Genomic DNA, 13,777 nt, shown 5'->3' with positions numbered 1-13,777 from the left:
TTACTTTCTATTTTACTTTTAATTGTGGCTATAACCAATAGATATGGAAGTTAATAAGCGAAAAATATTTTTTAAAATTGAATTCTGCCGGAAAACCGAACAAAATGAATGCTAGCTATCGGAAAATGACGGGTGTAAGAGAAACATATCCGAAAAATAAAGTTCGTGTTTTAAACATCATTGGTGATATTGGTGGTCAAACCGATGGAACAGTACCCAATGTATCATCTTTGTCATTAAAATATTTAGTGGCAGATCGTGCTAAAAGCTATCAGGTAGTGAAGTTTACTGGAAAAAATTCACGTCACTCCAAGTTGCATGAGAATCCAAAAGTAGATAAAGTATTAATCAAATTCCTGTGGAATAAATAAAGTTAATAATAGGCATGCGAACGTATGTCTATTTTTTGTACTTTTTCTTAATCCAATTACTTGAATTATAAAATAATGCGTGTATAATATTCATCTAATTAATAAAGAAAGGGCATGGTTTTATGAAGCTATTAAAGACTAAAATCTTAACAATTCTGTGTGGCTTGCTAACATTGAACGGCTTAGCCATGTTGTTTTCAGGATTGATTATCCAAATGGACGAAGTTGCTGATTTTGATTCAGCCCAAAGTTTAGCAGTTGCTAATTCGACTAATGCCATTATTTTGGCAGGAATTATTATGATTTTGCTTTTTGGGGCATTGTTTTTCGATGGTTGGGCTAAGCTCAAGAACAGGCATGCTAAGCACGTTAAGTTAGTTTAATAGAATAGATAAGACTAGCTCTGAAGTGAGCTGGTCTTTTTTTGCCCAAAATTAAAGTCTTCTTTACCGTTTTTTTACTTTTGCATGTGATAATGAGCCAAAATTAATCAGGGGGATAGTTATGGGATTCTGGTATTATTATGTTTTGCCATTAGTGACGGCTATTTTATTCGTTTGGCTAGGAAACCGAGTTATGGTGACTAAAAAATGGATTAGCATAATTTTTTACTCATTAGCTGGAGTAGGCTATTTAATTGCATCGGTTTTTGCTGTTTTTTATATCTATGCAACAGTAGAAGAAATTTTAACGCCAGATATTTTAACAAAAATAGGTTGGCATTATTTTTGGAGTGATAATTTTATTTTTCTTCTTACCAGCACTGTTCTATTAACAATTAGCTATTTTGTACTAAAACGTGGTAGATTACGCAGATTACGGATGAAATAGGATGCTCAAAAATGATAAGATTATTTTTGGAAAAAATAGAATAATGATGGGGTGAAAAAATGACTTTACCATTTAAGGCAGTTGCTGTAGATATGGACGGCACGTTTTTAGATGATCGTAAGCAGTTTAATCACAAGGAATTTGATCAAATTTTGACTGAATTTGAACAACGAGGAGTACATTTTATCGTGGCTTCAGGGCGTCCTTATGTTAGATTGAAGCAGGACTTTGGCAAGTTTGCCAGCAGAATGGATTTCGTAACTTTGAATGGCTCGAGATTAATCATCAAGGGTCAAGAAGCTGGCAGTTATTTGCTTAATCGCGATGACGTTTTAAAGCTAATTCATGATGTACATGTGAAATATGGTGAAATGGCTACGATGGTTTTTGGCCGAGATATTGCATATTTGCATAGCAATGTTGAAAAAGATGAACGCGACTTTTTGGCTTACTTTGCTGGTAATAGCACTGTAATTAATGACTGGAATGACTTACCAGATAAGATTTATCAGATCACATTTGGAATGGACAGTTCTAAGGCTGCAGAAATTGAACGAGATTTTAATTCTAAGCACGATAACCAGATTTCTGCTTTTGCTTCTGCTACTTTTGCCATTGATGTTAACACACAAGGTGTTAATAAAGGCGCCGGATTAAAGCATCTCCTAGAAAAGATGGGGATGACAGGGGATGACCTGATTGCCTTTGGCGATGGGGGTAATGACATCGATATGTTGAAATTTGCCAAATATTCTTATGCAATGGCAAACGGTATGGACAAGGTAAAAAAGCAGGCGAAATATATTGCACCGGCCAATACGGAGAACGGTGTTTTCAAAGTTTTGCAAAAATATTTAGCTGAAGATAAAAAATAGCTTGTAAAATTAAATTAATATGATATAGTTTTAATTAACTTATAGAAATAGAGGAAATTGCCATATGATTCGTTTACTGAATCTCTAATATTTGATTTGTTGTTTAGCAAAATACTGTCTTTGCACCTTGTTTAGTGCACCCATTTTTTGCTTGCATACCAAGTATTAGCAGTAGATGAATTGAGGGTGGTTTTCTTTATCGAAATCAACCTTTATTTGTTGCACTGTTAATAGGATGTGAGCATCCAGAACAGTGCTTTTTCTTTGCGACAAATCATGTTAGAGATTTTTTTGCTGATTATACGTTTTTGTCAAAAAAGAATGAGGAAAATAATGGGTTTAAGAGATTATATTAAAGCTAACCGTCAGCGGGCAATGTTAGTTCTGTTTTTGATTACGCTAACGCAACTGACAACTACAATGTACACCTACTTAACTAGTCCGCAGTTAAATGCAATTGCAAGTGGTAAATTCGAACTGTTTTTGGAATTAATCTTTGTACAATTTTTAATTGGACAGGTCTGCAATGTCAGTTTTAATTGGGGAAGTTTACAAAATACCAAACAAACACAGACACTTTTTCATCAGGTAAGACAGCGAATTATACGACATTATTATCAGCAGCCTGAAGACAAAGTTTCAGAGATGGAAAATCATTTGGGAAATGACTTGCAGTTAGTGCAAGAGAGTTACTATAATGTTTACTTCTATTTTGTTTGTGACTTAATTTATATTATTTTAACTATTGGTACGCTGTTTACCTTTCATTGGATATTGGTTGTCTATACGTTATTAGTTACTTTGCTTGCAGTAGTAGTGCCGAAATTGACTGAAAAATATACCAATCGAGCAACTAAAGCTGTTTCTATCCAAAATAAGCAATTTTTGCAGTTGTTAGAAAAATGGTTCAAGGGTTTAGATGAGCTGCGACGCTACCAGAATAAAGTTGTTTTGAAAAAGGTGGTGGGACAACAGAGTCAGAAACTAGAGCAGAGTGAATATCAGCGAGATAAATTGCTACATTATACTAGCTTAGTGTCTGCGATATTTAATATAGCTGGTCGTGTTGGTGTTCCATTTATTGCTGGAATTTTGTTTTTCAATCATCAGGTAAATTTAGGAGCGATTCTGACAGCGGGATATTTTGCCAATGGAATTTTTTATAGTGTAGATAGTTGCGTGAACAGATATACGCAATTAAAATCAACGAAAACTTTGCGGGATGATCTGGCTAAATTGCAAAAGTGTTTACCAGAAAAAGGGTATGATTCTTTAAAACAAATCGCTACCGTTCAAATAAAAAGCTTGTCAGTACAATATCCAAATGGTGAAAGAATTACTTATCCTGACTTTGAACTGAAGAATGGTGAAAAGGTTTTATTGACTGGTGATTCAGGTACAGGAAAATCAACTTTATTAAAAGTTTTGTTAGGGCAAATTAAGCCAAGTACGGGTGAAGTAATCTATTGCGATAAAACAGGAAAAAAGATCAAACCTGATTTACGTCAATTAGGTTATTTGGCACAGGACTTATTGATCTTTCCTGGCAGTATTCAAGAAAATATTACTATGTTTAAGCCTAAGCTTAATAAAAAAGCTGTACAAGTGATTCATAAGACGGTTTTTGATAGTGATCAAGCGCGTTTGAAAAATGGGATAGAGACACAGCTTGATCCACAACAGGAATTGCTGTCTGGTGGACAGAAGCAAAAGGTAGTTTTAATGCGAGCGTTGTTGCATGAAAAGCCGATTCTGTACTTAGATGAAGCAACTAGTGCAATTGATCAACAAGCAACGACAAAAATCTTCCAAAACTTAATGCAAAGTAGAGCAACAATTTTGGCCGTTGCACACAATTTAACCGTAGAACAACGAGCATTGTTTGATCGTGAAGTTCACTTGGAGGGAAAATAATGAGTAGCAAAGAATTATTTAAACTTAATCCAATTAAATTCTGTCTGGCTATGGGACTACAGATTATTGCAGCAGTTGGCGAAGTAGTTGTAGCTTATGTGTTAACTTTGCAATTTGATGCTGCCAAAAATAGAAACTTGAGTTTATTTTTAACTTGGACATTAATCCAGCTGTCTAGCTATGTCATGGTATTCTTATTCTATAATTTGGCGGGAATCATTTGGCAAAAGTTGATTCAAAATTACCTTCATTTAATTCGGCAAGAACTAACAGATCATTATTTTGCCGATAGTCAAAAGCATGCGGTTAGTGCAGTGCAAAATCGGATGACTAATGATTTGAAACTGTTACATAATGACTATTTAGATTCGTTCCGCTATGTAGTAGGGATGCTAGCCGGTATTGTCGGTGTAGCCTTTAGCTTGGTGACTTTTCAGTGGAGTTTGTTAGTTGCTTGTTTAATTTTTGCCGCAATTCAGATTTATTTACCTAAATTACTGGATAAGCCATTACAAAAAGCTACTGAAAAGGTATCAGTAGCTAATCGAAAGTATTTGAAGACTTTAGGTGATTGGTTAATTGGCTTATCAGAAGTTCGTCGCTATTTGGCTAGCGATAAGCTTTTTAAGACTATTGCTGAAAATTCAGGACGCTTGGAAGCAGCAAATATTGAGAAGGAAAAAGTAGATCAGGAATTAGATTATCTGAATCAATTGGCTTATTCATTAGGAGATGTGCTAATCTTTCTTTTAACTGGATTTTTGGTAGTGAATAATTGGGCTGCTTTTGGTTTGATTGCCAGCATTGGCAACTTCAATGGAGCACTATTTGGTTCTTTGCAAGGAGTTGCTAATTATGGTGGAAGAATGCGAGCAACAAAGAAATTGCGAGAAGAGATTTTTGTAGCTAGAAAGAAAATTCAGTCTGAACAGAAAAGTAATTTAGAACAAGCGGTTAGTTTTTCAATCCATAATTTAGCTATCGATTTTAGAAACGGTGAGGCCGTGACTTTCCCAGATTTCCAAGTTAAAGCTGGAGAGAAAATTTTACTAACAGGTGATTCAGGTACAGGAAAATCAACTTTACTCAAATTGATTTTAGGTGAATTGCAAGCCAGTCGCGGCAAGATTCAATACTTTAATCAAAAGGGTGAAAAGATTCAACCTGATTTAGCTGAAATTGGCTATTTGCCGCAAGATCCAGTATTATTCCCAGTAACGATTGCTGAAAATATTACGATGTTCAATTCAAAACTGCTAAACCGAGTTAAATCAGCTATTGAAAAAGTTCAATTTGCAGGAGATATTGCTAAGTTTTCGGCTGGCATTGAGACTAAGATTGACCTTGATCAATTGAATGTTTCTGGTGGTCAGAGGCAGAAAATTGTTTTAGCTAGAAGCATGGTACACCAGAGTAAGTTGATTTTGATTGATGAGGCGACAAGTGCAATTGATCAGGCGGCTACGATGAAAATTTTGCGTCAGTTGACTAAGACGGATGCAACGATTGTATTCATTGCTCACAACTTTAATCAAGAAATGCATCAATTGTTTGATCGTGAAATTCATTTAAAGAAATAAAAACAAGCTCATAACCTCAAAGTTACAGGTTATGGGCTTGTTTTATTATAGCCAAATTTGTTCGAAAATATCTTCTTTAAAACCGCAAGTTAAATTACTGTCATCAACGACTAATGGCCGCTTGATTAACTTACCATTTTTTGACATCATATCTGCAGCTTCTTCAATCGTCATTGTTGGCACTTTTTCTTTCAAATTTTCTCTGCGGTAATCTTGACCGTGTGTATTGAAGAAATATTTTAGACCACGATCTTGATATTTGGTCATCCATTTTACCAAGTCTTCTTTTTTCGGTGGCTGTTCAACTAAATCTTGAAATTCGTAGTTGACCTGATGGTCATCCATCCACTTGCGTGCTTTACGTGAGGTAGAGCAACGTTTATAACCATAAAATTTAATCATTATTTTCCGTCCTTATTTTTGTAAAAATTTTCTAAAAAATTCAATTTCTTCATCATTGGCGATATCAGCTAATTCATCTTTTTGATCAACAAAGAACACATGACCGCGAGGATTGTCTTCATCACCATAGGACTTGCAGATGGCGTGAACACCGCGACCGAGCAAGAAGCCAAAGAGGGTAAATTGCATGTCATGCAAAAAATCTTTGTTAGCCGTGATTAAAAAAGTCGGCAAGAAATTGTGATTGATATATTTTTCAACGTCGAGTTGTTCATGATACTTGTTAACTGCATTTTTAGTGAAGTAGGCGCTAGCCATGCCATCTAAATTGCTTGGGGTTAACATGAAGGAAGCAGCACAATTCAAGCCGACAGCCCTAAATTTTAAGTTCAATGGTTTGTAAGAAAATAACTTGGCATAATCTGGATTAGTCAAAATAGTGACATACTGCTCAGCCATTTGACCACCGGCGCTGTCGCCAACGATAAAAACGTTGTTGCGATCTAGACGATATTCTTCAGCGTGCTCATCAACCCAATGCATGTAGCGATCAACATCGTCTAATTCATCAGGGAATTCCGCGTTTTCTGGTGCAAGACGATAGTTGGGATTGATGAAAGCAAAACCGCGCTTAGCTAAACCCATTCCATAATATTGGTAGATTTCTTTAGTACCATAAACCCAACCACCGCCGTGAATATTGATGATGACAGGGAAGGGAGCTTCGTGCTTTTTGGGTAAATAAACATCTAAAGTATGCCACTTTTCATCTGGACCATAAGGCAGATTATCAAGACGTTCAACTTCAGGGATGTCGTGAGGCAAGCCACTGTCACGTTTGGTGTCATGCTGATATGCACCATCTCTAAAGTCAGTAACAAACTTTTTGATTTTATCTTTAAGTTCCATAATTGTTCTCTTTTCTAGTAATTATCTATGTTAACTCAATTATACTTTAATTGAATTTGAAAAAATAAAAACTTTTTTGAAAAATCCTCTTGCATTTTAATTAACGTTTCCCTATAATAGTTTATGTTCTGTTGAGGACATACAAACATACAAGATGGTCTGGTAGCTCAGCTGGATAGAGCAACAGTCTTCTAAACTGTGGGTCGTGGGTTCGAATCTCACCCGGATCATAAATTAAGCCTGTAAGCATTGGTCTTACAGGCTTTTTACATACCTTAGGTATCTATGTGCTAAATTTTACTACAAAGACAATATTTTTTTACATTTGATATTGTATGATACAAATGTATGACAATTATTAACTTAATCTTACATTATTAGTGAATCAGTTGACTAAAGTTTGGAACGAGCTTATCCTAAAATTGATTTCCAAAAAATAGGATCGACAAGTGTGAACGACAACTATTTTTAACATTATCGGAGGAATTAAGATTGACTACAACCAAAAAAATCATTGTTAGATTGGCATGCGCGACTGTTCTTGGTACGGCAGGGGTAGCGCTGACACAAGTAAATAGACCACAAACTGCAGTTGTGAACGCTGCAACTACCTCTGTTGCAGCCCGCGCACTTGGAGTTGATGTTGCTAGTTATCAAAACGCTGACTTGTCAAGTCATGCGCAAGCTGGAGCACAATTTGCAATTGTTAAAGTTAGCGAAGGTACTTCCTATCGTAACCCTAAGGCATCAAGTCAAATTTCAACGGCTTTATCAAATAATATGATGCCAATGGCATATCACTTTGCTACTTTTAGTTCAAATGCAAGTGCTGCTGCTGCAGAAGCAAATTATGCAATTCAAACTGCACAAGCATTTGGACTACCTAAGGGCTCATATATTGCTTGTGACTATGAAACGGGCTCAGGCAATAACATTTATGGTGGTAAAACGCCAACGGCTAATGCAATTATTGCTTTTATGGACACTATAAAAAATGCAGGCTATAAGCCACTTCTTTATGCTAGTTCATCAGTTTTACAAAATAATATTGATACTAATAGTGTAATTGCCAAGTATCCTAACTCATTGTGGGTCGCTTCATACGCTATTTCAGGTAGAATTGATAGTCCAAACTTCAATTACTTCCCATCAATGAATGGCGTTTCAATTTGGCAATTTACTGATAATTGGAAGGGATTAAGCGTTGATGGAAATATTGCTGTTTTACCATTATCAATTGACGGTAATGTAACTTCCAACAATGGCGCAATTTCACAAGCTCCAGCTACCAGCAACACCAATTCTGCTAGCTCTTCAAATGCTTCATCAAATACTTCGAATAAGAGTACTTCATCAGATGATGATAAGGGTTCAGCAACTGCTGGCTATGTGATGAAGAAATCATATATCTATAATAAAAAGGGTGAGCGTCAAAGCGGCTACTATGCAGCTTATACTAATATTACTCATTATGGTGTAGTGACTCTTGATAATGGTAAGACTGCCTTAAACATGGGAAATGGTCGTTACATTATGGCAAGTAATGTTTTAGGTAATTCACGTGTACTTAAGCACAATGCTTATGTATATAATAACAAGGGAAACCGCGCTAACTGGAGAGTGCTTAGAAAAGGTACGCCAATTAAGACCTATGGTTCACGGATGCGCGTTAATGGTAAAAGCTGTTACCGAATCGGACGTAACATGTACGTTAAGTCGGCTAACTTTTAATTAAAAAATTGAATTTATCAAGAAGGAATTAAGCTTAAAGGTTTAATTCCTTTTTTCATGCCGTTTTTTGTATAATTAAAAGTATTCAGGAAACGCCTGAATTAATTAACTGATAGGGATGAAATAAACTTGAAAAAAAGAGTTATAGCAATAATATTGATGCTACTGACTTTAACGGGTTGTACTATAAAAAGTACTACGCCTAAGAAGGCTAAGTCGTCAGTTAAAACGGTTAAAGTCGATAAACAGCAATCTAAGGAAAAACAGGCTAAGTATCAAGTGATAGACCAAATTTGGCGAATTCAACAAGATGGCGTTGATATTTATGGTCATATATATCTACCACAGGGTTTAGCTGGTAAGAAGAAAGCAGTAATTTTGGCTCACGGATTGGCAGGAAATTACCGTGATCTAACCAGTTATGCTAAATATTTAGCTAGTCGTGGCTATGTTGCCTATACTTTTGATTTTCCTGGTGGAGCTAAGAATGGTCAAAGTAGTGGTGTAGATCAATTAAAGATGTCAATTTTTACAGAAGAAAAGAATCTACAGCTGGTATTAAATACAATTAAAAATAGGACTGATGTTGACCATAAACAAGTGTCTTTGCTAGGCGAGAGTCAAGGTGGAGCAGTTGCCGCAATGCTCGCAAGTAAATATCCGCAAGAAGTAAAGTCATTGATTTTGCTTTACCCTGCCTTTTCGATCACTGATTATGCGCAAGCGGCTTTTAAATCAGAAAAACAAGTGCCAGACAAGCTCAACCTATTTGGCTTCACAATTGGTAAGGCCTATTTTGAAAACTTGTTCAAGTATAACTTGTTAAAAGAAGCAACTAAGTATCATGGTCCAGTTTTAATAATGCATGGTACAAGTGACATGATTATTCCAGATTCTTATTCAATTAAGGCTAATAAAAAATTTAAGCACTCGAAATTATACTTATTTAAGGGTGCAGATCATGATTTTAAAGGTAAATATCATAGTCGAGCAGATACTTTAATTGATAAATTTTTGCAGAAAAATGGGAAATAAATAATGAAGAAGAAATACCTTGGTTTAGTGGCTTTATTAAGCCTATTGAGCGTTTTTGCTATTTGGGGTCAAAGCGTTAGAGCTGATGTTGATTATGATATTGATAATGTTAGAGCCATAGCAAGAGTTAATAAAGATGGTTCACTGACAATGCATCGAACAATTAAGTATTCATTTGATAGTGATGCTCGCGGCGTTTATTATAAGCAAAATCTGGCTGTAAAACAGAAGTTGAGCAACATTCAGGTTAAGGTCGATGGACAAAATATAAAAGCCGCAACAACGGGCAAAAATAATACGTATAAATTGCAAAAGCAGGGCAATTCTTATAATTTTAAGGTTTATCATCGAATTAAGGAAAATGATAAGGTTAAAGTTGAGTATTCTTATCTAATTCACCGGGCAATTACTAATTATCTTGATACAGCTGAGCTGAACTTTAAAATAGTTGGTAATGGTTGGGATACTGACTTAGATCATGTGCGTGCTGAAGTGATTTTTCCTGGGGCAGTTAAGGGGCTAAAAGCTTGGGCTCATGGGCCACTAAGTGGTTACACTCAGGTTTTGCCAAAAGAGGGCAAAATTATTATGACTGCTGATGATGTTGCAGGAGATAGTGGTGTCGAAGTACGTGCGATTTTTCCAACTACGGTAACTAGTGCTAATCAGAATATTGTTAAAGAAAATAAGAAAAGAGCAATTGAAAAACAAGAAGCAGCATTAGCAAAAGAAGCTAATCAGAAGCGTCAGCGTAAGCAGATGCTTAGTATAGGATTGATAATCATTTCAGTACTTGTCGGTTTTGTGGTGGTAATTAGAGGCTTTTTTATTAAAAAAGTTGGGGTTAAGCCAAAAATAGAGCGCGATTTAGTACATAATTATGAAATTCCAGATATATCACCTACTACTGCGCAAATTTTGGATAAAGCTGATAAACCAAATGTTAAAGCATTTGCAGCTTATTTGATGCAATTAGCTGGTAAAAATAAAATTAAGATCGAAAAATATCAAACTAAACATTTAAAGCGGACTAATTATCGAATTACTTTAGTAGATGATAGTGTTTTGACTGATGACCTGTTAGACTTTATTTTTAACAAAGTTGGTGATGGTAAGTCATTTACAACGAAAGATTTGCGGGATTATACTTCTAAAAAATTGGGTAGGCGTTTTGATAAATGGTGTGACGGGCAATATAAGCAAGTTGAGGATAAGGACTTGCTTGATAAAAAATATAAAAAGCAGCGTAGCAACTTCCGAACGGGGATGCTCATGGGAATGATTGCTAGCTTTGCGATCTGGGTAATTAGCTTAATGATGGCAAATAATATACCCAGTTTTGTGATAATAATTGGAATCATGATGATCGTCTTAGAAGTTGTTGCATTCATAGTGGGCAATTCTCGTTTAAGTATTTATACCCAAAAAGGTGCACTTGAGACAGATCAAGTTCGCGGCTTTAAGAAAATGCTAGACGATATTGGTCAATTCAAGATGAAAGACGTCGGTGATCTGATTTTATGGGAAGACATTATGCCGTATGCTGTAGCGTTTGGTCTATCCAAAAAGGTATTGAAGCAGCTTAAGATTGAATTTGCAGATGAATTAGATGCTGCACCAGTTCTGTTTTATAGTGGATTCTATAGTAGCAGTAGTGACAGTTTTGAGCATAGTTTTGAACGTAGCTTCTCTTCAGCCGTGTCTACTGGTTCATCTTCAGTTTCTGGAAGCTCAGGTGGATTTTCAGGTGGATCGTCTGGCGGCTTTGGTGGTGGCAGCGGCGGTGGTGCTTTTTAGTGAGAAATTTTTATACTATAATTAAACTAAAAAAGGAGGGCTAAATTATGCCATTTGTACATATTGAATTAATTAAAGGTCGCTCAGATGAGCAGATTACTAACTTAATGAAGGATGTTACTGAAGCAGTGCACAAGAATACTGGTGCGCCTAAGGAACACATTCATGTAATTATTAACGAATTAGGTAAGCATACTTATGGCCAAGGCGGCGAGTGGAGAGCTTAATAATTAGGAATTGTAGTAAAAGACGACTCGATTGTGAGTCGCCTTTTTATATAGTTAAATAGATAAACTTGTATTAGAGCCTTAAAGCTATGTGTGCATAAATGAATTATTTATTTAGAATCCCACATAATATAATGATGTTGATGTCTAGATATTTACGAGGAGGATTTGCCCTAGCTGGAGCTGCAAAGCTATTGAACTTTATGCAGCGAGCTGATGAAATGGATGCCGCACAATATAATCGTCGTGCGAATAAGATTAATAAAATGCATTTGTTACGAACAAAACCAGGTGCCGTTTTTATCTATAACAAACGTGGCCAAATTTTGAATAAAAAGTCAGGTTGGGTTCCAATGGGCACAATCTTGCGTCGACCAAAAGGCCTTTATACCATTAAGGGTAAAAAGTACTATTACTTTGGTAAAGGATTGTTCTTCCCAAAGAGTGGGACAGAACCCTATAGAATTCCTAAAAAGCATATAAGTACAGCAGGTGAAAATTTCGCTAATTGGTTCAATTGGCTTAGAACTCGATAAATAGAAAAATTAGGAAGCAGGCAATATAAAGATTGTCTGCTTTTTGCGTAAAAAATTTAATCACTAAAACGATCAATCAATTAACACTACTTCATAAAAATTAGTATAATTATGTTCGTTACTATTAGTAAGTTATACAATAAAAGTGGTGAGAATAATGTATGATTATCGAAATAATATCAAAATAATTTTAAATAAAACTGAGGCTGATGATAAAAGTCTCGAAAATAGTTTAAGTGCGATTAAAGCTATCCTAAATATGGCCGAAGATAATACAGCTGAAAAATCTGAGACTAAATCAGTAACTCAACCTAAGAATAAAATTGCAAATACACAATCAATTGCACAAAGAAATGCAGATTTAAAGCAATTTAAGCAATTATTGATTGGGCTGACAGCCTTAATTGAGACTCCAGGTGATGAAAAAGCTAAAAAGAGTTCACTTGATGCTTTACACAAGTTGACGTTTGTTCCAGGCGTTGGCAAGCGCTATGGCAATGTTTTGGGTAAATTGGATCAGGCAATTCAAAAATCTAAGACAACTAAAGAAGCTGTTAACAAGAAAATTTTTGAAGAAGCAATGAAGCCCAAAGAGCAACCTAAGCGCGATTATCGTAAAGGACGTCGCTATACTGTTATTCGGGCTTTATCAGGCTGTAATTTGATTAATGATAGTGGTCAAATTGTTTACCGTATTAAAGAATCACAAATTCACTCTTTGAATTTAAAGAGCGGTGACATAGTTGAAGCTATTGAAAATCGAGATAATCCAAATTATGAAGCAGAAGTCTTGCGCGTGGTGGGTTATCGCAAATTGCGCATGCGTGATTATGACCCAATCGAAGAATTCCGGTATGCTGTGGTCCGCGGCAAGGCCAATCAATTAGCTATCACTAGAAATATTAAGGGCGAAAAGTTGCGAATTCGCGGTAAGGATATCACGATTCCGGTTGATTCAAGTTATTATCAAGGTGAAAATATTCATCTTGAAGATGGTTCAATTGTAGATCTAGCTTGGTATACGGGTGATGTTCGCATTAAGAAAAATCCTGCTGAGGCAGTACAGATTCGTTGGATTTATCAAGTTGATCCGCCTAAGAAATCAGATCTGTCGTATCAAAAGAAAAATAAGTCAAAGAAAGAAGAAACAGAAGAGTTAACTAAACTCGATATGAACTTGCACTATCAACGGGTAGGAATTGCGATTGGTGATAATCAAAATGAAGGAATATTAGAAGGGATTGTTTCGCGCTATAATGGGATCCCAATTCCAATAGATGCTTTTGAAGGCAAGAAGAAGGTAATGGAACGGCAAATCAAAGACTTAGATATTGTAATCTTGATGACAGCTTATGCTGCTCATGATGCTACTTGGAATATTCAGGAATTCGCTTCAAAGTATGGTGTTAAATTTGCCGTTTCTTCATCTAAAGGTTACCGTTCTTTTGAGCGAGCATTATATCGAGCTGAAAATGGTTTACCTGCTTATGAAGGAACGCAATCAATCGATTATAAAGAAGTTAAAAATAAATAATTTGTTAATATTATTTTGTTTGCTTGAGCTGACAG

At 35.7% G+C, this 13,777-nt stretch carries 13 protein-coding genes, 1 tRNA gene and 1 pseudogene; 13 read left to right on the top strand and 2 right to left on the bottom strand.

Annotated elements, in window-relative coordinates; translation table 11 throughout:
* Positions 1–71: 71 nt before the first annotated feature.
* The 6 genes and pseudogenes from CP363_RS04385 to CP363_RS04360 all read left to right on the top strand — a co-directional run.
* Positions 72–371: pseudogene (locus CP363_RS04385) on the top strand (alpha/beta hydrolase); the annotation flags it as partial.
* A gap of 122 nt (positions 372–493) precedes the next feature.
* Complete coding sequence (locus tag CP363_RS04380) at positions 494–754, top strand: hypothetical protein (protein WP_005719435.1); 261 nt, start codon at positions 494–496, stop codon at positions 752–754.
* A gap of 121 nt (positions 755–875) precedes the next feature.
* Positions 876–1,202: a hypothetical protein gene (locus tag CP363_RS04375; RefSeq protein ID WP_005721964.1), complete on the top strand. Its 327-nt coding sequence runs from the start codon at positions 876–878 to the stop codon at positions 1,200–1,202.
* Between the two features lie 59 nt (positions 1,203–1,261).
* Positions 1,262–2,077 carry a Cof-type HAD-IIB family hydrolase gene (locus CP363_RS04370; RefSeq protein ID WP_005728663.1) on the top strand — a complete coding sequence of 272 codons (816 nt, stop codon included), beginning with the start codon at positions 1,262–1,264 and terminating at the stop codon, positions 2,075–2,077.
* A 333-nt stretch (positions 2,078–2,410) separates the two neighbouring features.
* A complete protein-coding gene (locus CP363_RS04365; protein ID WP_023488800.1) occupies positions 2,411–3,991 on the top strand; it encodes an ABC transporter ATP-binding protein in 1,581 nt (526 codons plus the stop codon).
* Positions 3,991–5,571: an ABC transporter ATP-binding protein gene (locus tag CP363_RS04360; protein WP_098035882.1), complete on the top strand. Its 1,581-nt coding sequence runs from the start codon at positions 3,991–3,993 to the stop codon at positions 5,569–5,571. Before CP363_RS04365 ends, CP363_RS04360 begins: the two co-directional genes overlap by 1 nt.
* Before the next feature lie 45 nt (positions 5,572–5,616).
* Here CP363_RS04360 and CP363_RS04355 read toward each other — a convergent pair whose 3' ends face one another.
* Positions 5,617–5,973: an arsenate reductase family protein gene (locus CP363_RS04355; protein ID WP_005721969.1), complete on the bottom strand. Its 357-nt coding sequence runs from the start codon at positions 5,971–5,973 to the stop codon at positions 5,617–5,619.
* Between the two features lie 12 nt (positions 5,974–5,985).
* On the bottom strand, positions 5,986–6,882 hold the full coding sequence (locus tag CP363_RS04350) for an alpha/beta hydrolase (protein ID WP_005721971.1): 897 nt from the start codon (positions 6,880–6,882) through the stop codon (positions 5,986–5,988).
* 156 nt (positions 6,883–7,038) lie between these two features.
* Here CP363_RS04350 and CP363_RS04345 point away from each other — a divergent pair.
* The 7 genes from CP363_RS04345 (at position 7,039) to CP363_RS04310 (ending at position 13,742) form a co-directional block, all read left to right on the top strand.
* Positions 7,039–7,112, top strand: a tRNA-Arg gene (locus CP363_RS04345).
* A gap of 262 nt (positions 7,113–7,374) precedes the next feature.
* Complete coding sequence (locus CP363_RS04340; protein WP_089142901.1) at positions 7,375–8,613, top strand: GH25 family lysozyme; 1,239 nt, start codon at positions 7,375–7,377, stop codon at positions 8,611–8,613.
* A 159-nt stretch (positions 8,614–8,772) separates the two neighbouring features.
* Complete coding sequence (locus tag CP363_RS04335) at positions 8,773–9,648, top strand: alpha/beta hydrolase (protein WP_098035881.1); 876 nt, start codon at positions 8,773–8,775, stop codon at positions 9,646–9,648.
* A gap of 3 nt (positions 9,649–9,651) precedes the next feature.
* Positions 9,652–11,445, top strand: coding sequence for a DUF2207 domain-containing protein (locus tag CP363_RS04330; RefSeq protein WP_089147620.1), 1,794 nt, complete (start codon positions 9,652–9,654; stop codon positions 11,443–11,445).
* Positions 11,446–11,492: 47 nt separating this feature from the next.
* Entirely contained in the window at positions 11,493–11,672 is a 180-nt protein-coding gene (locus CP363_RS04325; RefSeq protein ID WP_005719430.1) for a 2-hydroxymuconate tautomerase, read from the top strand.
* A 101-nt stretch (positions 11,673–11,773) separates the two neighbouring features.
* Positions 11,774–12,208 (top strand): hypothetical protein, encoded by a 435-nt coding sequence (locus CP363_RS10925; protein WP_233187129.1) that lies wholly within the window; start codon positions 11,774–11,776, stop codon positions 12,206–12,208.
* Positions 12,209–12,365: 157 nt separating this feature from the next.
* Positions 12,366–13,742 carry a DUF2325 domain-containing protein gene (locus tag CP363_RS04310; protein WP_089145372.1) on the top strand — a complete coding sequence of 459 codons (1,377 nt, stop codon included), beginning with the start codon at positions 12,366–12,368 and terminating at the stop codon, positions 13,740–13,742.
* Positions 13,743–13,777 lie beyond the last annotated feature (35 nt).

The organism is Lactobacillus sp. UMNPBX12 (assembly GCF_002553955.1).
GTDB classification, from domain to species: Bacteria; Bacillota; Bacilli; order Lactobacillales; family Lactobacillaceae; genus Lactobacillus; species Lactobacillus crispatus.
This window is presented reverse-complemented; position numbering and strand designations above follow the sequence as displayed.

What these genes read in the sequence shown, in the direction of transcription:
- CP363_RS04380 (WP_005719435.1), top strand. Translation starts at nt 494, where the DNA reads ATGAAGCTATTAAAGACTAAAATCTTAACAATTCTGTGTGGCTTGCTA.
- CP363_RS04375 (WP_005721964.1), top strand. Translation starts at nt 876, where the DNA reads ATGGGATTCTGGTATTATTATGTTTTGCCATTAGTGACGGCTATTTTA.
- CP363_RS04370 (WP_005728663.1), top strand. Translation starts at nt 1,262, where the DNA reads ATGACTTTACCATTTAAGGCAGTTGCTGTAGATATGGACGGCACGTTT.
- CP363_RS04365 (WP_023488800.1), top strand. Translation starts at nt 2,411, where the DNA reads ATGGGTTTAAGAGATTATATTAAAGCTAACCGTCAGCGGGCAATGTTA.
- CP363_RS04360 (WP_098035882.1), top strand. Translation starts at nt 3,991, where the DNA reads ATGAGTAGCAAAGAATTATTTAAACTTAATCCAATTAAATTCTGTCTG.
- CP363_RS04355 (WP_005721969.1), bottom strand. Translation starts at nt 5,973, where the DNA reads ATGATTAAATTTTATGGTTATAAACGTTGCTCTACCTCACGTAAAGCA.
- CP363_RS04350 (WP_005721971.1), bottom strand. Translation starts at nt 6,882, where the DNA reads ATGGAACTTAAAGATAAAATCAAAAAGTTTGTTACTGACTTTAGAGAT.
- CP363_RS04335 (WP_098035881.1), top strand. Translation starts at nt 8,773, where the DNA reads ATGCTACTGACTTTAACGGGTTGTACTATAAAAAGTACTACGCCTAAG.
- CP363_RS04330 (WP_089147620.1), top strand. Translation starts at nt 9,652, where the DNA reads ATGAAGAAGAAATACCTTGGTTTAGTGGCTTTATTAAGCCTATTGAGC.
- CP363_RS04325 (WP_005719430.1), top strand. Translation starts at nt 11,493, where the DNA reads ATGCCATTTGTACATATTGAATTAATTAAAGGTCGCTCAGATGAGCAG.
- CP363_RS10925 (WP_233187129.1), top strand. Translation starts at nt 11,774, where the DNA reads ATGAATTATTTATTTAGAATCCCACATAATATAATGATGTTGATGTCT.
- CP363_RS04310 (WP_089145372.1), top strand. Translation starts at nt 12,366, where the DNA reads ATGTATGATTATCGAAATAATATCAAAATAATTTTAAATAAAACTGAG.